This window comes from Edaphobacter sp. 4G125 (assembly GCF_014274685.1).
Taxonomy (GTDB): Bacteria; Acidobacteriota; Terriglobia; order Terriglobales; family Acidobacteriaceae; genus Edaphobacter.
Map to the genome: position 1 here is coordinate 1,160,876 of NZ_CP060393.1, position 22,558 is coordinate 1,183,433.

17 protein-coding genes are annotated in these 22,558 nt (G+C 55.9%); 9 read left to right on the forward strand and 8 right to left on the reverse strand.

What is annotated here, in order from left to right; genetic code table 11:
* A complete protein-coding gene (gene hmgA / locus H7846_RS04840; RefSeq protein WP_186695382.1) occupies positions 1–1,296 on the reverse strand; it encodes a homogentisate 1,2-dioxygenase in 1,296 nt (431 codons plus the stop codon).
* Positions 1,297–1,514: 218 nt separating this feature from the next.
* Here hmgA and H7846_RS04845 point away from each other — a divergent pair, with 218 nt between their 5' ends.
* The 4 genes from H7846_RS04845 to H7846_RS04860 all read left to right on the forward strand — a co-directional run bounded on the left by H7846_RS04845 (position 1,515) and on the right by H7846_RS04860 (position 7,788).
* Positions 1,515–3,230, forward strand: coding sequence for an alkaline phosphatase family protein (locus H7846_RS04845; protein WP_186695383.1), 1,716 nt, complete (start codon positions 1,515–1,517; stop codon positions 3,228–3,230).
* A 361-nt stretch (positions 3,231–3,591) separates the two neighbouring features.
* Positions 3,592–4,692, forward strand: a complete 1,101-nt coding sequence (locus tag H7846_RS04850; RefSeq protein WP_255460849.1) for an AAA family ATPase — start codon at positions 3,592–3,594, stop codon at positions 4,690–4,692.
* 210 nt (positions 4,693–4,902) lie between these two features.
* Entirely contained in the window at positions 4,903–5,244 is a 342-nt protein-coding gene (locus H7846_RS04855; protein WP_255460850.1) for a PadR family transcriptional regulator, read from the forward strand.
* Positions 5,245–5,253: 9 nt separating this feature from the next.
* Complete coding sequence (locus H7846_RS04860) at positions 5,254–7,788, forward strand: ADOP family duplicated permease (protein ID WP_186695384.1); 2,535 nt, start codon at positions 5,254–5,256, stop codon at positions 7,786–7,788.
* Positions 7,789–7,808: 20 nt separating this feature from the next.
* Here the strand turns inward: H7846_RS04860 and H7846_RS04865 are convergent, their stop codons facing one another.
* Both H7846_RS04865 and H7846_RS04870 read right to left on the reverse strand, forming a co-directional pair.
* Positions 7,809–9,707, reverse strand: coding sequence for a M61 family metallopeptidase (locus H7846_RS04865; RefSeq protein ID WP_186695385.1), 1,899 nt, complete (start codon positions 9,705–9,707; stop codon positions 7,809–7,811).
* A gap of 47 nt (positions 9,708–9,754) precedes the next feature.
* Positions 9,755–10,321 carry a glutathione peroxidase gene (locus H7846_RS04870; protein ID WP_186695386.1) on the reverse strand — a complete coding sequence of 189 codons (567 nt, stop codon included), beginning with the start codon at positions 10,319–10,321 and terminating at the stop codon, positions 9,755–9,757.
* 70 nt (positions 10,322–10,391) lie between these two features.
* Between H7846_RS04870 and H7846_RS04875 the strand changes: the two genes are divergently transcribed.
* A complete protein-coding gene (locus H7846_RS04875; protein WP_186695387.1) occupies positions 10,392–12,260 on the forward strand; it encodes an APC family permease in 1,869 nt (622 codons plus the stop codon).
* Positions 12,261–12,358: 98 nt separating this feature from the next.
* On the opposite strand, the gene H7846_RS04880 is transcribed toward H7846_RS04875, so the two are convergent.
* Entirely contained in the window at positions 12,359–13,540 is a 1,182-nt protein-coding gene (locus H7846_RS04880; protein WP_186695388.1) for a cysteine desulfurase family protein, read from the reverse strand.
* Between the two features lie 148 nt (positions 13,541–13,688).
* Between H7846_RS04880 and H7846_RS04885 the strand changes: the two genes are divergently transcribed.
* Positions 13,689–14,294, forward strand: coding sequence for a DinB family protein (locus H7846_RS04885; RefSeq protein ID WP_186695389.1), 606 nt, complete (start codon positions 13,689–13,691; stop codon positions 14,292–14,294).
* Positions 14,295–14,321: 27 nt separating this feature from the next.
* Here the strand turns inward: H7846_RS04885 and H7846_RS04890 are convergent, their stop codons facing one another.
* The 3 genes from H7846_RS04890 to H7846_RS04900 form a co-directional block, all read right to left on the reverse strand.
* Positions 14,322–15,290 (reverse strand): hypothetical protein, encoded by a 969-nt coding sequence (locus H7846_RS04890; protein WP_186695390.1) that lies wholly within the window; start codon positions 15,288–15,290, stop codon positions 14,322–14,324.
* Between the two features lie 113 nt (positions 15,291–15,403).
* Positions 15,404–16,537, reverse strand: coding sequence for a citrate synthase (locus tag H7846_RS04895; RefSeq protein WP_186695391.1), 1,134 nt, complete (start codon positions 16,535–16,537; stop codon positions 15,404–15,406).
* A gap of 107 nt (positions 16,538–16,644) precedes the next feature.
* On the reverse strand, positions 16,645–17,712 hold the full coding sequence (locus H7846_RS04900) for an NAD(P)/FAD-dependent oxidoreductase (protein ID WP_186695392.1): 1,068 nt from the start codon (positions 17,710–17,712) through the stop codon (positions 16,645–16,647).
* 129 nt (positions 17,713–17,841) lie between these two features.
* Here H7846_RS04900 and H7846_RS04905 point away from each other — a divergent pair, with 129 nt between their 5' ends.
* The 3 genes from H7846_RS04905 to H7846_RS04915 all read left to right on the forward strand — a co-directional run bounded on the left by H7846_RS04905 (position 17,842) and on the right by H7846_RS04915 (position 20,986).
* The gene (locus H7846_RS04905; protein ID WP_186695393.1) at positions 17,842–18,666 is read left to right on the forward strand and encodes a hypothetical protein; all 825 of its coding nucleotides are present in this window, start codon (positions 17,842–17,844) and stop codon (positions 18,664–18,666) included.
* A 368-nt stretch (positions 18,667–19,034) separates the two neighbouring features.
* Entirely contained in the window at positions 19,035–20,222 is a 1,188-nt protein-coding gene (locus H7846_RS04910; protein ID WP_186696187.1) for an acetyl-CoA C-acetyltransferase, read from the forward strand.
* Complete coding sequence (locus H7846_RS04915; protein ID WP_186695394.1) at positions 20,219–20,986, forward strand: class I SAM-dependent methyltransferase; 768 nt, start codon at positions 20,219–20,221, stop codon at positions 20,984–20,986. The genes H7846_RS04910 and H7846_RS04915 overlap by 4 nt, the downstream gene beginning before the upstream one ends.
* Before the next feature lie 3 nt (positions 20,987–20,989).
* Here the strand turns inward: H7846_RS04915 and H7846_RS04920 are convergent, their stop codons facing one another.
* Positions 20,990–22,462 (reverse strand): L-serine ammonia-lyase, encoded by a 1,473-nt coding sequence (locus H7846_RS04920; protein ID WP_304487890.1) that lies wholly within the window; start codon positions 22,460–22,462, stop codon positions 20,990–20,992.
* Positions 22,463–22,558: the final 96 nt, after the last annotated feature.

A 22,558-nucleotide genomic window follows, 5' to 3' on the forward strand; every position in this document is an offset into this window, starting at 1 on the left:
CTACTTCGATTTGAAGTTCTTCTTCAAAGGCAGCCAGCAGGTGTAGTACTCGTGCTGGCGAGCGGCTGTATCCATTGCAAATTTTGTAGGGCGGCAGATAAATCGAGTCTCAAACATGAAGGCAAGGGTGCCTTCGAGTTTTAAGGGTTTGAGTTCGGATTTTACGGCGCGGTCGAAACTCTCCGCATCGGGGCCGTGTCCTGACATGCAGTTATGCAGACTGGCTCCGCCTGGGACAAAGCCTTCGGCCTTGGCGTCATACTCTCCTTCGATCAGGCCCATGAATTCGTTCATGAAGTTGCGATGGAACCAGGGAGGACGGAAAGTGTGCTCGGCTACCATCCAGCGCGGAGGAAAGAGCACGAAGTCGACGTTAGCCGTCCCGGGAATCTCGCTGGGAGAGGTCAGCACTGTAAAGATGGAAGGGTCCGGGTGATCGTAGCTTACGGTGTTAATGCAGTTGAATCGGTGGAGATCATATTTATAAGGCGCATAGTTTCCGTGCCACGCGACAACGTCAAGCGGCGAGTGGTCGAACTCTGTGGTCCAGAGGTTTCCTAGAAACTTTGCGACGACCTGAAAACTGCTTTTGTCGCGATCGTCAAAGGCAGCGTGTGGAGTTAGGAAGTCGCGCGAGTTTGCAAGACCGTTGGCTCCGATTGGACCGAGATCGGGAAGACGGAAGGGTTGACCATAGTTCTCCAGGAGATATCCGCGGGCTTGCTTGTCACGAAGCTCAACACGGAATTTGATTCCTCGTGGCACAACAGCGATCTCGCCGGGAGATAGCTCAATAATCCCAAGCTCTGTGTGGAGTAGAAGACGCCCCAGTTGCGGCACGAAGAGGAGTTCTCCGTCGGCAGAGTAAAAGAAGCGGTTTTTCATACTGGAGCTCGCAGCATAGATGTGAATCGCGACTCCGGAGTGCATGCTTGCATCACCGTTACCGGCGAGAGTCGTCAACCCGTCGATGAAGTCCGTGGCTTTTGAAGGAAGTGGGAGCGGGTCCCATCGTAGCTGATTCGGTGGAGTTTCAATCTCGTTGAATGGAGTCGAGCGGACAAGTCCGTTCTCGATCCGTTCATACGGCTTGTGCATGACAGAGGGGCGAATCCTATAGGTCCACGTTCGACGATTTGTACTTCGCGGCGCGGTAAAGGGGCTTCCGCTGAGCTGCTCGGTGTAAAGCCCAAGAGGAGACTTTTGGGGAGAGTTTTGACCAATCGGAAGAGCGTGAGGAAGGGCTTCAGTAGCGAACTCATTTCCAAAGCCGGTGAAGTAGTGAAGATCAGACATTGAGGTACACCTCTCCTGACCGAGAAACTTCCGCGATCGAAAACCAGCTATCGCGCGGACACCGTAGCTTACGGCATTTGAGTGCTTCCTGTCTGCTGCTGTAAAAAAACAAACTTCAGGCAACCCAATACCGACGAGCGCTTTTTCTCCTATTTTTCATAGGACTGTTGCTACCCGCGTGTTCTGTGGAGAATAAGACATTTTGCCAGGAGGCAGTCATGAAAAAGATTGCTCTATTTCTCGCGTTTATTTCTTTGCTGGGTATTTCGGCAAGGTCGCAGGATGGGGATTCGCGGTGGAACGCACCCATTCGCCATGTTCTTCTGATCAGCATTGACGGGATGCATGCAGTAGATTTCGCCAACTGTACTCATGGGATAGCAGGAGTGAACAACGATAACCCGTATTGCCCAAATCTTGCGTCTCTTGGGCAATCCGGAGTGAGCTATGTTGGCGCGAGCACGTCGCGGCCGTCAGATTCGTTTCCGGGACTGATGTCGATTGTGACGGGAGCGACGCCAAGGACGATGGGAATTTACTACGACGTGGGCTACGACCGCTCGCTGGACGCTCCGGCAAAGACAACGGGCAATGGAGTGGCTGCGGGGCCGTGCACACCAGGCGGCGTGCCGACGGGTTCGGAGGCAGAGTATGAAGAGGGCATCGATCTCGACCAGACGCTGCTGAATGGAGGAGCTAAGGGAGCTGGACTGACGGATGGTGGTATAGCTTCGATTGACCCGATGCGGTTGCCGCGCGACCCAAAGAAGAACTGCGCTCCGGTGTATCCATGGGAGTTTGTGCGGACGAATACGATCTTCAATGTAATCCATAATGCCGGTGGATATACGGCGTGGTCCGACAAGCATCCGTCGTATTCATCGGTTGCCGGACCTGGTGGAAATTCAGTGGATGATTACTATTCACCGGAGATCAACTCAACAGTGGTCGCGCTCCCTGGAGTGCAGACGCCCGAGGGGCTATCGTGTGCAACGGTCCCGGATCCTTCACAGACAGGGGCGTGGACGGACAGCTTTAAGAACATTCAGTGCTACGACACTCTGAAGGTGAATGCGATTCTGAACGAGATTGCAGGAAAGACGCATGACGGTAAACATGCGAAGTTTCCGGCGATCTTTGGTATGAACTTCCAGGCAGTGAGTGTAGGACAAAAGCTGATTGAAAAAGACATAGCAACAGGTGGTTATCTGGATGCCGCCGGCACGCCTTCGCAGGAGCTGCTTGGAGAGATCAAATATGTAGACGATTCTATCGGCGAGATGATCGATGCCCTGAAGGATCACGGAGAGTACGATTCGACGCTGATCGTGATTACCGCGAAGCACGGCCAGTCGCCGATCGATCCGAACCGTTATCTTCCGGTTCCTGGACATTCGGGCAACAATGGCACGGACCCCGCAACTTTAATTGCGAACCTGATTCCTTATGTGCAGTCGCCGCTGAATACGACTGGGATTGGGCCTACAGAAGATGACGTCGCTTTACTGTGGTTACAGGATTCGAGCACGACGACTCAGGCGGTACAGATTCTGGAGAAGAACGCAGCGCAGGCAGGCATTGGTCAGATCTACTACGGCCAGTCGCTTGCATTGAACTACAACACACCCGGTCTTCCGCCGTACGGCGATCCGCGGACGCCGGACATCATTGTGGCTCCGAACGTTGGAGTGACTTATACCGGCAGCACGGCGAAGCTGGCGGAACATGGCGGGTTTTCACATGACGACACCAATGTCATGCTGCTGGTCGCGAATCCCAGAATCGGCAGCAAGACTGTCTATACGAACGTGGGTACAAACCAGGTGGCGCCAACCATCCTGAAGTTTCTTGGGTTTGATCCAAGGAGACTGGATGGAGTGAAGCTGGAGGGTACGTCAGTATTGCCTGATTTGCACTATCCAGAGTTTCAGTAATCTATTGAAGATAAGGGGCCCGCTTGTAACAGAGAGGGCTCTTTATTTTTGCAGTTCGGTCTTATGCAGGATGACCCCCGTATAAAAGTGTGCAAAATATTCTAAACAGATAACTTAGGTCCAGACCAGCCTGTGCATGTCTTATGCCATTCTGACAAGAAGCAGAAAGCCCGGCCATGTGGCCGGGCTTTCTTTCTCCTGATTTAACGCTATCAGTCATGTCAAGGATAAGTGTGGAAAATTGACTCTGCGAGCTTTGGCGATATCGAACGAAAGCGACGCTATTCTGTGTCTTATGATCCACACGGTCGCAGTTCAAGGTTACAGATCCTTACGAGATCTGATTCTTCCGCTCGGGCAGTTGAGTTTGATTACCGGAGCGAATGGAAGCGGAAAGTCCAGCGTGTATCGGTCGTTGCGATTGCTTGCCGATGTGGCGCAGAACTCTGTGGTGGCTTCTCTCGCTCGAGAAGGAGGACTGCCGTCGACTTTCTGGGCGGGGCCGGAGACGATTGCACGGAGCGTTCGGCAGGGAGTGCATTCGGTAGAGGGCCTTGCGAAGAATAAGGTCGCTAGTTTGAAACTAGGGTTTGGCGGCGACACCTATGGCTACAGCATTGACCTTGGCTATCCTCCACCAGCAACGACCATGTTCGGGCTCGATCCGCATGTGAAGCGGGAGTGTATCTGGCATGGCCCGGTCTATCGGAAGGCATCTGCTCTTGTGGACCGAAGAAACAATTTTGTCTGGCTCTCGACGACGCGGGATGAAGAGCCAGTCATGCTGACGCAGCATCTCTCTGACACCGACAGCATGCTTGCCAGTATTGCCGATCCGCAGCGTGCGCCGGAGATGCTGGCAGTTCGAGAGGCTCTCCGTAGCTGGCGCTTCTACGATCATTTCCGCACGGATTCCGAAGCGCCAGCGAGGGCTGCGCAGATCGGTACCTTTACTCCTGTACTTCATCCGGACGGAAGCAATCTTGCAGCAGCGTTACAGACCATTCTTGAGATTCGGTCTGACGAAGCGCTTGCCACGACGATTGAGGATGCTTTTCCGGGAAGCAGGCTTTATGTTGAAGTGCAGAACGGACGATTCGAGTTGCAACTGCAACAGCATGGTCTGCTACGGCCTCTTTCGGCAGCAGAGTTGTCGGATGGAACGTTGCGGTATCTGCTATGGGCGGCTGCGTTGCTCACACCACGTCCGCCAGAGCTGATGGTGTTGAACGAACCGGAGACCAGTCTGCATCCAGATCTGCTGCCAGCGCTCGCCAGACTCATCCTTGCGGCTGCGGCGAACACACAGATCATTGTGGTTTCGCATTCCAATGTATTGATTGAGAAGTTGACAGCCGCGGCGAGCTGTACGCGTCTTCATTTGTTGAAGTCATTTGGGGAGACGACGTTAGAGGGAGCGACTTTGTTCAATACACCAAAGTGGAGTTGGCCAGTACGGTAGATCAGCATTGGTAGCGAAGCAGATTTCTCTGTTTCGGCCCCTTCAGTCGAAATGACACATGGATGAGGGAAAGAGTTCGAGCTTTGCTCGAATGTCCCACACATGTCGCGATGCTCCATGTATGGGGCACCCACCTCCATAATGCATATGCTTACCCTGTTTGTGGGAGGGAAAACTTGACAAGTCTATCTATGCAGGCATAGATAATCTATGCCTATGAAATCTACACCTAAATCTTTGATGCCTTCAGGTGCCTTGGTGATGCTGATTCTGCGGGTGCTGCAATCCGGGCCGCTGCACGGATATGCCATTGCGCAAAAGATCCACTTGCTTTCGAGAGAAGTTCTTGGAGTCGAAGAGGGATCGCTGTATCCGGCATTGCAGAAGATTCTGCTGAAGGGATGGGCGAATGCAGAATGGGGAATCTCGGAGACCAATCGGAAGGTGCGGTTTTACCGACTGACGGCCGCTGGACGGAAGCAGCTGGAGGCTGAACTCCAGGACTACGACCGTGTGACCGAAGCGATTAAGACGGTTCTACAGACTGCGTAGGAGGCTGTGATGGGTGAGTTGTGGCGGAGAATGTGGTACCTGCTGAATCGCCAGCGTATGCAGGAAGAACTGCGGGACGAGATGGAGTTCCATCGCGAGATGGCGGAGAGCGCGGGTGCGGAGAGGAGATTGTTCGGCAATGCGGATGTGTTGCGAGAGCAGGCGCGTGAAGCGTGGGGCTGGACGTGGATCGACCGGCTGTTCCAGGACATCCGTTTCGGGATGAGGACCCTGACGCGATCCCCAGGGTTCACCATCGCCGCGGTGCTGGTGCTGGCGGTGGGAATTGGGGTGAATGTTGCGGCGTTTGGGGTGTTCGACATGTTTGTGTTGAAGCCGCTGCCGGTACGCGATCCGGATACGCTAGTGCGGCTGGAACGGAAGGGACCGGGTGGGAGCTTTGCTTCAAATGTAGCGTATCCGTCGGTTGAGTTTTACCGCGACCATGCGAAGACGCTGAGTGCAGTGTTAGTGAGTACGGACCGCGAGGTGGTGCTGGAGAACGAGAGCAAGCAGGTTCGTGCACGATTTGTGACGGGAAACTTTTTTCATGAGCTGGGAGCGGAGACGGCATGGGGAAGACTACTGAATGAGGACCGGGACGAACGTAAAGATGCAGCTCCAGTGGTGGTGTTGAGCCATACGTTCTGGGAGGAGCGGTATAACAGCGATCCAGCGGTTGTGGGTCGCGTAGTGCATTTGAATCATAAGGCGGCGACGGTAGTGGGTGTGGCTCCACGGAATTTCAGTGGGCTGGGCATACCTCATGAGCCTGCCTTCTGGGTACCGCTGACACAACAGCCCTACTTCGTGGAGGGCAGCACGGCGCTGACGGACACATCGCTGGGTGCCTACATGGATATGTGGGCGCGGCTGGAGAAGGGTGTGACGCCGAAGATGGCGGAGCAGGAGCTGACAGCCCTGACGAATGATCTGCGCAGGCAGTCGCCAGAGTCGGTGTGGAAGGACGAGAGAATTATCAGCAAGCCGGGCGGATATCTGCAGACGGTGCATAAAGATGACGTCCCGATGATCAGCCTGGTGGCGACGCTGGTGTTGCTGATTCTGACGGTGGCGTGCAGCAATCTGGGAGGTCTGCTGCTGGCTCGCGGAGTAACGCGCGGGCACGAGATTTCGATACGGTTTGCGCTAGGAGCGAGCCGAGGAAGGATAGTGCGGCAGCTCTTCACGGAAAGCCTGCTGCTGGCGTTGATGGCAGCTGCAGCAGGGCTGGGGTTGGGGTATGTCTTCCTGAAGGCATTTTTGGCGAATATGAATGTTGCGCCGTGGTTGGATCCTGTGCCGGATTGGAGAGTCGCGGCGTTTGCCGGTGCGGTAGGGTTGATCGCGGCGATTGTGTTTGGCTTGGCTCCAGCGCTGCAACTTACAGCGAGACGCAGAAGTGGTGCACGAGCACGGCAGGTGCTGGTGACAGCACAGATTGCTGCGAGCTGTGTGTTGCTGATTGTCGCGGGGTTGCTGGTCAGGGCGTTGCAGTTTGCAGTGTCGAACGATCCGGGCTATGACTACGAACATATTCTGGTTGTGGATCCGGACCTTGCGGCGCATGGGTATTCGGCTTCGGCGGCGAAGAGCTATCTCGACACGGTGCAGGCGAGGCTGCGCCAGCTGCCAGGAGTGATCTCGGTGGGGCTGACGTCGATGGCTCCGCTGGGGCACAAGAATGTAACGGGGCTGACGGGGTATCGATTTGGAATCTTCGTGAGCCGCGTGGAGCCGGGGTTCTTCGAGACGATGGGGATTGCACGGTTGAGCGGACGCGATGTGCAGCGCGGCGACACGGATGGGGATGTAGTAGTGAGCGAGTCGCTGGCGAAGCAGATGTGGCCAGCAGAGGCTCCGTTGGGTAAGCAGTTTCTGCTGGAGCCGACGGACCCGACCTCAAAGAAATTCACGGTGGTTGGCGTTGTGGCGAATGCTCGAACTATGTCGATGCATGATCCGGATGCGACGGAGCTGTACCAGATGAGCGATGATGCGTCGTTGCCCCACATGGTAGCGCTGGTGCGGACGCAAGGGAGACCGCAGGATATTGCCGCCGGAGCGAGGACGATTGCTACAGGTGTTGATGCTGGACTGTTTCCCAATGTTCGTTTGCTGAGCGATGCGTTTCATGAAGAGGTGGGATCGGTGGAGAAGGGCGCATTGATTGCGAGCCTGATGGGAGCATCGGCAGTTCTGTTGGCAGCTGTGGGATTGGTAGGGCTGGTGGCATACGCGGTTTCGCAAAAGACACGAGAGATTGCGATCCGTCTGGCTCTGGGGGCGAAGAAGGAGCATGTGCTTGCAGCGATGCTGCGGCAGTTTGTGGGACCGGTTGCTCTCGGATTAATTGCAGGCGCGGGATTAGCCGCAGCAGCATCGCAGATGTTGCGACGGATTCTGTATGGAGTGAGTGGGCTCGATCCGCTGAGTTATGCCGGGGCGATTGGATTGCTTGCGACAACCGCAGCGCTGGCGGCTTTATGGCCGGCACGAAGAGCGCTGCGGATTGATCCGATGGAGGTTTTGCGGCACGAGTAGAACTCATGCCGCAAGCAACGCTACTCGGTTTTCTTTTCTGTGGGTACTTTCTCTGGAGTAGTGAGAGGTTTCGTGATGTCGTCGAGGTAGGCTGGGGTGCCTTCGATGCGCTGAAGGACGGGGTAGCGCTCGCCGTCGTGGTAGTTGATGTCAGCCAGTCTTACGAAGGTATCGTTCTGCAGGATGAGGTGGATGGGCTCAGTCTTGCCCTTGGCGTCCTGGATAGCTTTTCGCAGGGCACCCGAGGAGTAGATGTTTCCGTCGACGGCAAGAACCTTTGTTCCGGGACCGATGTTGGCTTTATCCGCGGGGCTGCCCCATCGGACATCGGAGATGAGACCTTCGGCGGAGATGCGGAGGCCAAGGGAATACCACGCGCTACCGCCACGTCGCGCTCCGGCGGCTGCGCCGATCATCTTCTCTGAAGGGTTGGGCTTATCGGTGAAGACGAGTTTGTAGCCGCCGCGCTCGATGCCGTCGAGATCGGCGCGTGGGTTGATGTTGTCGATGCGGTCATGGATGAAGGTGGCCCAATCGTAGGGGAGCACCTGGTTGAGATCGGCGATCAGCTCCTTGCGGTCGTATGTGACGATCAGTGGACCTGTGTTGCCGCCTTTGGCCAGGAAGATGTGCAGGAAGTCGGTGAGGGACTTCTGGTTGTTGGTCTTCTGACGGATGAAGGTATCGGCGTCGAGCCAGAAGAGCTCGCCTTCCTGGTAGTAGTCCTGACCACGGCGCCAGTTGGCCCAGGCGGAATTGCCTCCGCGGAGGATGCTGGCTGCGATGGCGGTGTCTTCCGTAGAGCGCCACTGGCGGCCGGGCTTGTAGTCAAGATTGGCGGCCGACATAGCGAGGAGGTCGCGATACTGTGCCTGTGATTTGAGGCCAGAGCGCGCGGCGAGCACGTTGCCGAGGTACTGCGTCATGCCCTCGTAAACCCAGAGCAACGAGCCTTGCTGCATCTTGGCGAAGGTGTCCTGATAGAGGTTGTCGGGGCGGCGGTATTTGCCATTCCAGGAGTGAGTGAACTCGTGCGGGAGCAGATCGGCGTCGGCCAGGAGATGGGCTTCATCCGTGAAGGTCTTTTCGTCGGTGCCGTTGTCGGAGGACTGACCGTGCTCGAGACCCTCGCCTCCAGCCACATCGGAGAGTGTGAGGAGGAAATGGTAGGCGTTGTAATGATGCGAGGCGTAGGCAGCCTGAGCTTCCCGGACGAGGTTGTTGAGCTGTGTCAGGACCGCAGGGCGAAGGTTGGCATCTTCGGGCTCATCAGAGACGACGTCGATGTAGTGTTTCGGTGTGACCTCGGGAGCGAGAGCGAACTCGCGGAAGTACTGGCCGGTGATAACGGGAGAATCTTCAAGCTGCTCGACGGTGGTGACGGCGAAGTGTGTGGTTCCGCCCTTGGGGTGTTGAGGATCGTATCCGTCGGTTGGCGTCAGCGCGGTGCCAATGCCCCAGCCTGCCGGGACCGTGACCGACGGTTGAACGGGAATGTCCTTCACAGGCGTATTGGCGGGATAGAGGAGGAGCTTTTCCCACTCAAGCACGGCAAGCCTCTGTGAGATGCGCGAGGTAACGATGCAGTCAAGATGAGCGTGCAGGGTAGTGACGCCTTCAGGCACCGTGACATGGAACTGGTAGAGGTCGGTGTCATCGCGCCGCCAAGTCAAGGGTCTGCCATTCGCCGAGAAGACGACGCCGGTGATGTCGCTGACCGGGCCTGTAGGGCGGTGGTTCCCGGGGATCCACTGGGGTGTGGTGAGTGAAACCACGCCGGAGGTGACGGGGATATCGACCTCGGCGTGGTAAATCTTGCGGGGAGCATCCGAGAGATCGGCAGTGATCTTGATGGGAGTTTTCTGGGCGAAGGCAGAGGAGGTAACAAGCAAGGTTAGTACGACGAAACGGTTGAGCATTGAGCAGTCCGATCGTAAAGCGAAATTGGGTTGGGGAGGTGCTGGCCTTAGGAGGCCAGCGCAGATTCAATGGCGGCGACGATCTTTGGGTCGTCAGGTGTGACTTCGGGCGAAAATCTGGCGATGACGTTTCCTTTACGGTCGACCAGGAACTTTTCGAAGTTCCAGAGGATTCCGGGTTCGGGGTTCGTAGTGGCACCATTGTGCTTATCGCGGAGGAAGCCGTTGAGTCTTTCGCGGAAACTGGAGCGGGTTTCGCTGGTGGTGTTGGGTTGAGCGGCGATAAGGGCTTGATAGAGGGGATGCGTCGAAGGTCCGGTGACAGCGATTTTGGAGAATATGGGGAAGTCGACCGAGTAGTTGGCGCGACAGAAGGCTGCGATCTCATCGTTTGTGCCGGGTTCCTGAGCCCCGAAGTCGTTGGCGGGAAAGCCACAGACAACCAGGCCCGAGTCTTTAAATTGTGAATAGAGCTTTTCAAGGGCCTCGTACTGGGGCGTAAGACCGCACTGAGAGGCTACGTTGACCAGGAGCAGTACTTTGTCACGGTAATCGGCCAGGGAGGTTGGAGTACCGTCGATGCGCTGAAGCGGGATGTCATAAAGGTTAGGCATGGGTCCAGTTTATCGCCGGCATAAAAAAACACTGAAAATTTGACGAGCCAAGTTAGTATCGAATACGGCCATGTCATTTACTGATGTACTTTTTGGGCGCCCTCTGGCGTCCAGTGACGAACGCGCCGAGCATATCGGCGTTGCAGCGGGAATTCCGATCTTTGGACTGGATGCTCTGACGAGCGCGGCTTATGGGCCTGAGGCAGCGATGACGCTGCTGATCCCGCTGGGGCTCATGGGGCTGGATCATATCGTTCCTGTCATCTCAGCGATCCTGATCCTTCTGGTTATTGTGTATTTCAGCTATCGCCAGACGATTGAGGCGTATCCGAGCGGCGGCGGGTCGTACACGGTTGCGACGGAAAACCTCGGTGAGGGGGCTGGACTGCTGGCGGCGGCGGCCCTGATGATTGATTACATTCTGACGGCGGCGGTGGGTATTTCGGCCGGCGTGAGTGCGCTGACCTCGGCGGTTCCTGAACTGCATAATCATCGCCTGTCGATTTGTCTGGTGATTCTGGCAATTCTGGCGATTGTTAATCTACGAGGCGTAAAAGACACCGGTGCGGCGTTCATTATTCCCACATTTCTTTTTGTTGCAACACTGCTGACTGTGATTGCGGTTGGGGTATTTCGCGTTTATGCCAGCCACGGACATCCGGTTCCAGTTGTTATACCCCCTCCTCCTGCGGTCCAGACGGTGAAATATCTCTCGTTGTGGTTACTGCTGAAGACGTTTTCCAGCGGTTGTGCTGCGATGACAGGAGTGGAAGCCGTATCGAATGGTGTGATGGCGTTCGAGGAGCCTCGATCCAAGAAGGCGCAGCGTGCGCTAACAATTATTGTTGGGACACTGATTGTTCTTTTATTTGGCATTGCGTGGCTTTCGAAGGCTTACGGAATTACCGCGATGGATCCGGAGGCTTTTCACTATCAGAACGTTATTAGCATCCTTACTTCGGCGATCCTAGGACGCGGCTGGTTTTATTACCTCACCATGGGAAGTGTGCTGTTGGCGTTGTCGCTAAGCGCGAATACGGCGTTTGCAGATTTTCCGCGACTGGCACGAGCTATCTCCATGCATGACTATCTCCCGCATGTCTTCACGCTTCGCGGCAGACGTTTGTTGTATTCACACGGCGTCTATGCGCTGACCGGATTCACAGCGGTCATTTTGATTCTCTTCGGAGGCGTGACCGACCGTCTGATTCCGCTTTATGCGATCGGTGCGTTTCTGGCCTTCACGCTTTCGCAGGCCGGAATGGTGGTGCACTGGATGAAGGCGGAGAAGCACCCAGGACGTATATGGCACATGTTCGTCAATGGCTTTGGCGCTGTGGCGACTGGAATCACGCTGGTGGTTGTTCTTGTAGCGAAGTTTGTTGCGGGAGCCTGGGTGACGGCCCTGCTGGTGCCGCTGATGATCGGAATTATGCTGGGCGTCAAACGGCACTACACGCGTGTCAAGCGTGAGATGAAGGACATGACCCCACTGAACCTGAGCAACCTTGAGGATCCTGTAGTGGTGATTCCAATGGCTCGCTGGGACCGGATTGCAGAAAAGGCACTCCGCTTCGGAATCCTGATGTCAAAGGATCTGAAGATCGTCCATGTGCACTCGGATGATGAGCCGGTGGGCCTTGAAGCTGATTGGGAGAACAATGTGCTGGCTCCAATCCGGAAGGAAGGGATGAAGGAGCCAGAACTGGTGACAATTCCTTCGAACTACCGGTTCATCATCAATCCGTTGATGGATTACATCCTTGAGCTTGAAAGCACCCACCCCGGAAGGAAAATTGCCGTGTTGCTTCCGGAACTTGTAGTACGGCACTGGTGGGAGAACGCATTGCATAACCAGCGTGTTCAGCTGCTGAAGCTATTGCTGCTACTCAAGGGAAATCAGCGAATCGTGGTGGTGAATATTCCCTGGTATTTGTAAGGGAGAGATCGCGGCCCATAGAGAAACCACAGATTCTTCAGAAGATTCTAGCGGTACTTGAATATCCCATTCATGTCTTACACGGGTGGGATATTTGTTTATGCGGTGACTTCGGCGGGCTTTCCGTAAGTCGGCGAGAGTTCGCGGAGATGAGCCACAGCCGCTGGAATGATCCGGAGCGCTTCGTCTACCTCGGCTTCGGTCGTCAGCTTCGAGAGAGAAAAGCGAAGGGTGGCGCGTGCGCGGGTAGCGGAGAGGCCCATCGCAGTCAGGACATGGGAAGGTTCACTTGCGCCGGACTGGCAGGCGCTGCCTCCGCTGACGGAGAGGCCCTTGAGGTCGAGAGCGATCAGGAGAGCTTCAGCCTCGACGTGATCAAAATGGATGCTGGTGGTATTGGCCACACGAGGAGCTCCAACGCCGTTTACTCCTGTCTCTGGAATCTGTGAGAGGATGCCTTGCTCCAGACGATCACGAAGGGCAGCGAGCTTGGCTGGACCGTCGGCTCTGAACCACTCGGTCGCGAGCTCAGCAGCTTTGCCGAACCCAACAATACCGGGGACATTCTCGGTACCTGCGCGACGCTGACGCTCGTGGGCTCCGCCATGAAACATGGGAGAGAGCTGCACGCTACGGCGTACATAGAGGATGCCCGTTCCCTTTGGGGCATGGAATTTGTGCCCGGAGAGGGTGAGCAGATCAACGTCCTTGAGGAAGCCATGGGGGCTGACGTCGAGAGGGAGCTTCCCGCCTGCCTGAACAGCATCGGTATGGAAGAGAGCTCCGCCAGCATGGGCGATTCCTGCCAGCGCATCGATGGGCTGGATGGCGCCCGTCTCGTTATTGGCGTACATGATGCTGACCAGACGGGTGTTAGGCTTGAGCGCGGTGAGAAGCTCGGCGGGCTCAACCAGTCCCTGGGGAGTTACCGGCAGGAAGGTGACTTCTACACCGCGAGAGGTCAGCGACTGAGCTGCATGGAGCACAGCGTGATGCTCGATCGAGGTGGTGATGAGGTGGTCGCCCGGGGCGAGAACCCCAAAGAGGGCGAGATTGTCGCTCTCCGTACCGCCAGAGGTAAAAACGACCTCTGCGGGACGGCAATGCAGCATACCGGCTACGGCTTCGCGAGCGCGGTCGACAGCGGTTCGGGCCTGTTGGCCCTGCTGATGGATGGAACTGGCGTTGCCGTAGTGCTCGAGGTAGAAGGGGCGCATCGCCTCAAACACCTCCGGAAGTAGGGGGGTGGTGGCGTTTGCGTCCATGTAGATTCGCTGCATAGTTTTATTTTACTTCTGCTTAACTGATTCGTTGAAAATTACGAGGTTTTCGGGGACGAACAACATGCCGGGCGAAGGACAGGTTTGATAGCCTGAGCGCGGTTCTGCGGGTACTGCCCGCATATCGAGTGGACTGGAGAGAAAGACAATGATGAAACGGATGATTGTCGCGATAGCTCTGATGGGTTGTTGCATCACGGGAATGCGAGCACAGGTACCTGCCGCAGAGGCGAAGGCCACGATAGAACCGGCAAAGTCGTTCGATTCGGTCCTGACTCTCTTCGAGAATCAGTTCATGGGAGTGGCGAACGCGATGCCGGCGGAGAAGTATGGTTTTGCTCCCAGCGCGGCGATCTTTGTTCCATCGCAGAAGAGCGATTACCTTTCTCCAAACAATCAGGGTGTGAGGACCTTCGGACAGATGGTGGCGCATGTTGCTCAGGCAAACTATTTCTTTGCGAGCCAGGTTAGTGGGCAGAAACCGGATGTGGATGTGAAGGCGATCGCTAATATGAAGGACAAGGATCAGATTGTGGCAGCGGTCCAAGGGTCCTTCGCTTTTGCCCATAAGGCGATGGCTACACTGACGACACAGAACGCCTTTGAGAGTGTAACGTTCAAACCCCTGGGGCCCGATGCAACACGGACGAGCGTCGCGGGTTTTCTGGTAGCTCATGGTTTCGATCACTACGGCCAACTGGCAGAGTATCTGCGTATGAACGGAATCATTCCGCCGGCGAGTGAGAAGAAGTAGACCTGACGCAAGGCGCTCGTCTGTTTGTCAGCGCATGAGCTCGTCGAAGGAGAGATTCTCGCTGCTCGATGGAGCGCCATGTAGCGTAAATGTCAGGGATATTCCGACGTCATCGATCCCGCGGCGGAGACTGCGATTGTAGTAGCTGGAGAGAATTGTCTTGCGATTCAAGGGGATATCGATCGCATTGATAAATCCGTTGTCTTCCGTAACGTTATGACCGATGACAATGGTCGGGCGGCCTTTGCGATAGGCGCTGTAGATCTTTTGGTCGCCAATAGGAAGCTGTTCGTAAAGGTCGGACTCGAAGGAAGCCCAGCGAGAGAGATTCGAGACGAATCCAAGTTGGAAGTGCGCTAGCGGGCCGAGAGATGTGTAGTTTTTCTTAACCTGCCTGTTGACCAATGTTGCAGAGTCTCCCGCGCCGATCTCAAGCAGAGGAGTGAGGCGACGATAGTTGCGTGAAAATCGATTGTTGATGTCAAAGGTTACGCGGCCTGTCGTCAGGCCATAGTCCGTGTCGCCGGTTGGCGCTGTGAAAGAGAGGATGGTCTCATACGAGAATCTTTCGGGTGTGAACAGGGCATGGAGAGAGAAGAAGGCGTCTCCAAGCTCGCCTCGCTGCTTGACGAGCCGCTTGTCAGGCTTGGGGTGTGCGGCCTTACTTTCAGCCAAACGATAGAAGTAGATAGGGATGTTTCCTTCAATGAAGAAGGTGTTATTGATGGTGTAGCTGACGGAGGGGATGGCGAGAGTTGACCAGCCTGTGAGGGAGTCGTGGACGCTGGTGAAGGTAATCCCGGCATTGAAATTAGGCAGGATAGCGTTAGCATCCGGTTGATCAAGGTCCAGAGGGATGGTGGACAGGCTGGCGACGATTGCAGAGGGGTCTGCAGGGACAGGTGTTCTGGCCGCGGCTTGCGCTAGAGCGGATGAGGGGAGCAGGAGGCATAGAAGAACCCTGCAATATTGCCCGCTGGCCGAGAAGAATGACAAAACAGATGTCCTGATTGCTTGAGGATGGCATTTTTCTGAGCAGTTGCCAAGCAGGATTTAAGCCACAACGGGCGGGAAAATTTCCCGCCCGTTGTGGCTTAAAGGATTTGCTCTTAGCGATTTTCGATCGATGAGTAGGGCGCTGGATAAGCGGGCCCGACATACTCGGCGCGAGGCCGGATCAGACGATTGTCGTCGTGCTGTTCGATGACGTGGGCAGCCCACCCCGAGATACGGCTGACGGCAAAGATTGGTGTAAAGAGATCGATGTCGATACCGAGCAAGGTATAGGTCGAAGCGGAGTAGAAATCGACGTTGGCGTTCAGTTTCTTTTCCTGCTTGACGAACTGCTCGATCTTGCGAGAAAGCTCAAACCATTTCATGTTGCCGGAGGTCTTGCTCAGCTCTTCGGACATGCGACGAAGGTGGGTCGCACGGGGATCTTCAGTGTGATAGACGCGGTGACCGAAACCGGAGATCTTCTTCTTTTCGGCAAACATCTGGCGGACGTATTCGATGGGGTCGGCTCCGGCCTTATCGATGGCATAGAGCAGGCGCATAGTGGCTTCATTGGCTCCACCATGAAGCGGTCCCTTGAGCGCGCCGATGGCGCCGGTAATGGCGGAATGAATATCAGCCAGCGTCGCGGCGATGACACGGGCGGCAAAGGTGCTGGCATTCAGTTCGTGGTCGGCATGGAGGATCAGAGCGATGTCGAAGGTACGAACTGCGGTATCGGAGGGTTTCTCTCCGTTGAGCATCCAGAGGAAATTTGCGGCGTGCGAGAGGGAAGGATCGGCTTCGACGATTTCCTTTCCTTTGCGGATGCGATCGAAGAGAGCAACGATCATCGCGATCTGTGAGGTAAGCCGGTAAGACTTTCGCACATTGGCATCGTGGGAGTTATCGGCTTCGTCCACGTCGTACATGCTGAGCATGGAGACAGCAGTTCGCAGGACCTGCATCGGAGTTGTGGTCTTTGGAACGGTGCGAAGAAGATCGATGATCTTAGGGTCGACCTTACGAGCCTCGGCCAGCTTCTTTTTGAAATCTTCGAGCTCGGCCTTGTTGGGTAATTTGCCAAACCACAGGAGGTAGGTGGTTTCTTCAAAGGTTGAGCGCTGGGCGAGCTCATGAATATCGATGCCGCGGTACGAAAGCACCCCAGCATCGCCGTCGATCCAGCAGATGGATGAATTGGTGGCTACAATGCCTTCGAGGCCTTTCGGGGCAACAGCAGTTGACATAGATGGACTTCTCCCAGCAAAACGTAATTACATCTGGTTATAGCTCAGCCAGGAAACGATTGTCACGGTGACCGTTCGAATATCGTAAGGCTTGTGCGATTCCAGTTCTATGGTTTCCGTCGAGGAGAGAACGAGGCGAGGTCGACCTGAGGGGATTCTCCCAAAAGGAGTTGCGCCATAACGAATGCGGTTGCGGGAGCCAGAAGGATGCCGTTGCGATAATGTCCTGCGGCTACAAAATGGTTTTTTACGACCTCACCTAAAAGGGGAAGCCCGTCGCTGCTTCCGGGACGAAGCCCAGCCCAAGTCTCTGCTTCCTGAGCCTGGGCGAGATCAGGGAGGAGTTCGGTGGCGCGGGCGCGAAGTCTGGCGATCTCGCCAGGATAGACTTTTTTGTCGAAGCCGGCGTCCTCGACGGTAGCTCCGATGATGGCCCTTCCGGACATGGGGCCTGTGGTTCGGGGAACAATATAGATATCGGGTGTTCGAACGACCAGGTTAAGCGGCAGGGAGGATGGAAGCGTGACGGCGAGCATCTGTCCTTTTCGAGGGATTGCGCGCACATGTCCGGGAGGGAACTGGGTTAGTCCCCATGCGCCGGTGCAGTCGACCACGGAGGCGGGAGAAAGAACTCGATCTGCGGTGTGGACCTCGACATTTCCTGCATTGGAGCGAACAAAACGGACGGGTGTCTGAGAGATCAGTTCAATGGTTGTGGAACGGACGGCTGCCAGCAGAGCTTGCGCCAGCTCTCGTGGGTCGAGGCTGTTCTCGTCGAGGCGGGCGAATTGACGTGATCCCGGGGCCAGTTGCGGCAGTAGCAAGGAGAGGTCTTCGCGGGTTGCGAGAGGAAGGTGGTGACTCCTATTTGATGCATGAGCAGGAATCTCTTGCAGGGTCGTATTTGTCTGAAAAGGGACGATGATGCCGGAGAGGCGAAATAACCGAGCGAGGTAGTCGGGATAAAGAGAGCGGCTTAACTCAGACAAAGGCAGAAGCTCGGGAGGGTTATCAGGATCATTTGCGGCGAGCATGCCAGCCGCAGCGGTGGAGGCTTCGGCAAGAGGTTCACCCTGGTCGAGAACGGTAACCTTGGCGCCGCGGTGGTGAAGTTCAAGCGCGAGCGAGAGGCCGATGATCCCTGCTCCGGCAATGCAGATGTCTGAGTGGTCCATAAGACCAGTCTATGGTCTTCCGTAGGAAAGGGGAGAGAAGAGAGATATAGTCTGTTAGTGCCTGTTCATCAGTACGCCCAGGCAGAAGAAGCAACGCAGTGAAATTTAGGCAATCTGAAGGAGAGTGCGATGGAGGAAAGAGGATATGTTGAGGAGAGGTCGATCTCTGGAGCGCTGCTTGCAGTCGTGGCAATTTCACTGCTGGCGGCACTAGGAGGTTTGATCTGGTGCTATTCCCTGCAAAAGGACCTGGGAGCGGCGACCCAGAAGCTGACGGTAGCGGAGCAAAAGAATGCGGAGCTGAACCAGAAGCTGGAGGCGACGAATGCCCGTCTGCGAGCGACCAGCGAAACTCTGGGACAGAGTGTCGGAATGACCCAGAAGCAGCTTGAACTGAAGGCGCAGAGCATTCTTGCTCAGCAGAAGTTGGCTCAGGCGAAGCTGGAAGAGGCCCAGGCTGCAACCCAGAAACAGATCGGTGCCGTGTCGAGCGAGGTCTCGAACGTGAAGACAGATGTTGGAGGTGTGAAGACGGATGTCGCGGCTACCAAAACCGATCTGGAGCAGACCAAGACCCAGCTTACGCGCGTGATGGGCGATGCCGGAGTGATGAGCGGCCTAATTGCGAAGAACCATGATGAGCTGGAGATCCTGAAGCATAAGGGCGACCGGAACTACTACGAGTTCACCTTGCAGAAGGGGCAACAGCCGACGCTGCTTTCGACGATCAAGCTGCAATTGAAGAAGGCGGACCAGAAGCATTCCAGGTACACCTTGAATGTGAGTGCGGACGACAAGATCATTGAGAAGAAGGACAAAGGATTGGATGAGCCGGTGCAGTTTTATACGGGCAAGGATCCTGTTCTGTATGAGCTGGTGGTGAACTCTGTTGAGAAGAACAAGGTTTCCGGTTATCTTTCCACTCCGAAGAGCGTGAAAGTGCCTACGCCCTAGAAGCATTTTGCAGCTGACACGAAACGGGGGACGCTGATGGCGTCCCCCGTTTGTTGCCTTTGTTGTTGCTGGTTTACTTCTTCTTTGCGGCCTTCTTTGCAGCTTTCTTGGCCGGTGCTTTTTTGGCTGCCTTCTTCGTTGCCATGTGCCTATTCTCCCTAGTGATTAGACATTGCCTCTGCAACACGCTTCATTGCAGCTAACGAAGGTATAGATTTAGGGAAATTCACTGTCAAGAAAAATCCATCAATTTAGAAAAATATTTTTTGGAGCTTTCCCGCTCCGTGTTTCGTTCTTTGCGCGACTCGAAGGTGCACTCATCCAGAAAAGAGTCCTATACTGACGCGTTGAAGAAGAGAGGCATGTCGATGAATCAAGCAGTTCTTGTCTCCGCGGTTCGTACACCAGTCGGAAAATTTCAAGGAGCGCTGTCGGAGTTGTCCGCGGTGGAACTTGGCGCCATTGCGATTCGCGAGGCGATTCACAGAGCGAAGATTGATGCGGCGTATGTTGATGAATGCGTGATGGGCTGCGTACTTCCAGCGGGCCTGGGACAGAACCCGGCGAGGCAAGCTGCCTTGCGTGGAGGTCTTTCGGATACCGTCTCTGCGTTTACGGTAAACATGGTTTGTGGAAGCGGCTTGCGCGCGGTTGCCCTGGGAGCGCAGAACATTATGACGGGAGATGCGGAGGTGGTTGTAGCCGGTGGGATGGAATCCATGTCGAATGCGCCGTATCTTCTTCCGGGAGCGCGCAAGGGGATGCGGATGGGGGATGGAACCATTATTGATTCCATGATCCGTGACGGACTGTGGTGCGCCTGCGACGATCAGCACATGGGAATGACGGCAGAGCTGGTGGCGGAAAAATATGGCATTTCGCGTGAGCAGCAGGACGTGTTCGCGTTAGAGTCGCATCGCCGTGCTGCTGCCGCCTGGCGAGAGGGAAGGTTTCAAGCTGAGGTGGTTCCTGTCACGTTGGCTCCGAAGAAGAAGGATGGCGATCCGGTTGTCGTTCGCCGAGATGAAAGCATTCGGGAAGATGCATCTCTGGAGTCGCTGGCCGCTTTGCGGCCTGCATTCAAGAAGGATGGAAGTGTCACGGCAGGAAATGCTCCTGGAGTGAATGATGCGGCTGCGGCTGTGGTGGTGATGTCTTCTGCCAGGGCGAAGACGCTGGGACTTACGCCGATGGTAAGGATTCGCGCACAGGCGGTCAGCGGTGTCGAACCTCGATGGGTGATGATGGCTCCGGTGACGGGCGTACGCCGCGTGCTTGAGAAGGCAGGTTGGCATCGGGATGAGGTAGACCTCTACGAGCTGAATGAGGCCTTCAGCGTTCAGGCGTTGGCGGTCACACAGGAACTTGGCGTCCCACTCGAGAAGGTCAATGTGAATGGCGGCGCGGTGGCGATCGGACATCCTATCGGGGCAAGTGGCGCTCGTGTGCTCGTGACTCTGATCCACGAGATGATCCGGCGCGATGTAAAGAAGGGAGTTGCGGCGCTATGCCTGGGGGGAGGTAACTCGGTTGCGCTGGCGGTGGAGAGGGATTGAAGGAGAAGAATGTAGGTCGGTTTTCCGGGAAGGCTACGGCGTATGCTCGCTATCGCGAGAGATATGCTCCAGAGGTTCTGCTACCTCGACTTCGTGTATGGTGCGAGCTGATTCCAGAGTGGACAGTTGCAGATGTCGGAGCCGGCACGGGAATGCTGAGCGATGTCTTTCTCGAGAATGGCAATCGCGTCCTTGCGATCGAGCCGAACGAGGAAATGCGGCAGATGTGCGCCGATCTGCATGGCGACGATTTGCGTCTAGAGATCGTTGATGGAACGGCGGAGGCTACCGGCTTGGCTGCCTCCTCGGTGGAGATGGTGGTTGCTGGACGTGCTTTGCACTGGTTCGACCTGGACCGAGCGATGGTGGAGTTTCGTCGCGTTCTTAAGCCAGAGGGTTGGTTCGCGAGTATCGCCTTTGGCCGCAGGGAATCGGGGCGCGAAGAGAATGAGGCCTTTGAGCATCTTCTGCGGATGTATACAAAGGACCATGCCAGTACCCGAGCTACATATCAAGCCTATCGACGACTAGAGGATTTTCTAGTGCGCGACTATCGTCACGAGGAGATTGTGGGCTCCATGGAACTGGATTGGGACGGTCTGTATGGGATGGCAATGTCGATCTCTCACAGCCCACGGATTGATGATCCTGGATATGTTCAGTTTGAACAGAGCCTGAGGGCTTACTTCAACCGCTATGCGGTTGGTGGCGTCGTGACATGGGAGACTCGCTACTGGATCAACGTGGGTAGACTCTCTGCATAAGGCTCAGCACTCGATGATGTTCAATGCGAGTCCTGCCAACGAGGTCTCCTTGTAACGTGACTGCATGTCGAGTCCTGTCTGGTACATGGTTGCAATTACCTGGTCGAGCGAGAGCTTGTGGCCGAGTGTCTCGTGCATCGCCATGCGAGTTGCATTGATTGCCTTTACGGCCCCCATACCGTTGCGCTCGATGCAGGGAATCTGGACGAGGCCGCCGATGGGGTCGCAGGTCATGCCGAGGTTGTGCTCCATCGCGATCTCAGCTGCGTGCTCGACTTGATCATTTGTTCCACCGAGTGCGGCGGCGAGTCCTCCTGCTGCCATCGAGCAGGCGACGCCGACTTCGCCCTGGCACCCAACCTCGGCTCCGGAGATGCTGGCGTTCTCTTTGTAGAGGATGCCGATGGCGGCGGCAGTGAGGAAGTAGCGAATGATTCCTTCTTCGGCTATTTTTTCTTCAGAGATTCCGTCTGATTTTTTTTCGATAAAGCGCATGTAGTAGTGCCCAATAGCAGGAATCACTCCGGCGGCTCCGTTGGTGGGAGCGGTGACGACCCGGCCTCCAGCGGCGTTCTCCTCGTTGACGGCCATGGCGTATACGGTCACCCAATCCATCGGAGCGAGTGGGTCTTTTGAGCCTTCAGTTTCGAGACGGCGGGCCAGTCGTGGTGCTCGACGGCGGACGTTAAGACCACCGGGAAGGATTCCTTCTGTGGTGAGTCCACGGGCGGTGCAGGACTGCATGGTGTGCCAGATGGAGAGAATGCTGGCTTTGATCTGATCCTGCGGGGTGGCTATGGGTGCTCCCTCTACTGGTGAAGGACGGCGGATGGAGTGGTCACTGAGCAGAGCGACTTCGTTGGCGAGCAGAAGATCGGCGATGGCCAGATTGTGCTTGGCTGCGAGCGCAAGCAGTTCGGCAGCGCTACGGAACGGATAGGGAACAGAACGCGTAGTTGTTGTCTTTGCGTGCTGCTGCGCTTCGAACTCTTCAGCAGAGAGAATGAAGCCTCCTCCGATGGAGTAGAAGACATTTTGCGCGAGAAGATAGCCCTGAGAATCGAAGGCTGAGAAACGCATACCGTTTGGATGAGTCGGCTTCTCCGGATCGGGGTACATCTGGTTGCGGTGGAAGAGCAGGTGTTCGGCTTCGGTGAAGGGTATCGGGTCGCGATCGAGCAGGTAGAGGGTTCCGGTCGAACGGATGGCTTCGATCTCGGCGTCGATCACCTCGGGATTAACGGTATCGGGGGCTTCGCCCGTGAGCCCGAGAAGAATTGCGCGGTCCGTTCCGTGCCCGTGGCCGGTGAGGGCGAGAGAGCCATAGAGATCGACAATGACATGTTCTATATCTGCCAGATGTCCTCTGTGGTCGAGAGACTCCACGAACCGCAGTGCGGCTCGCATGGGGCCTACAGTGTGAGAGCTTGAGGGCCCGATGCCAATCTTGAAGAGCTCGAAGAGGCTGGTATTCACGACCATCATTGTAGGCCCGGGCGATGCAGTCTGCCGCTTCTGTGGGAGAGAGACAAGGCGGACAGCGATGCTATACTCGCCCAACACTTAAGCTCT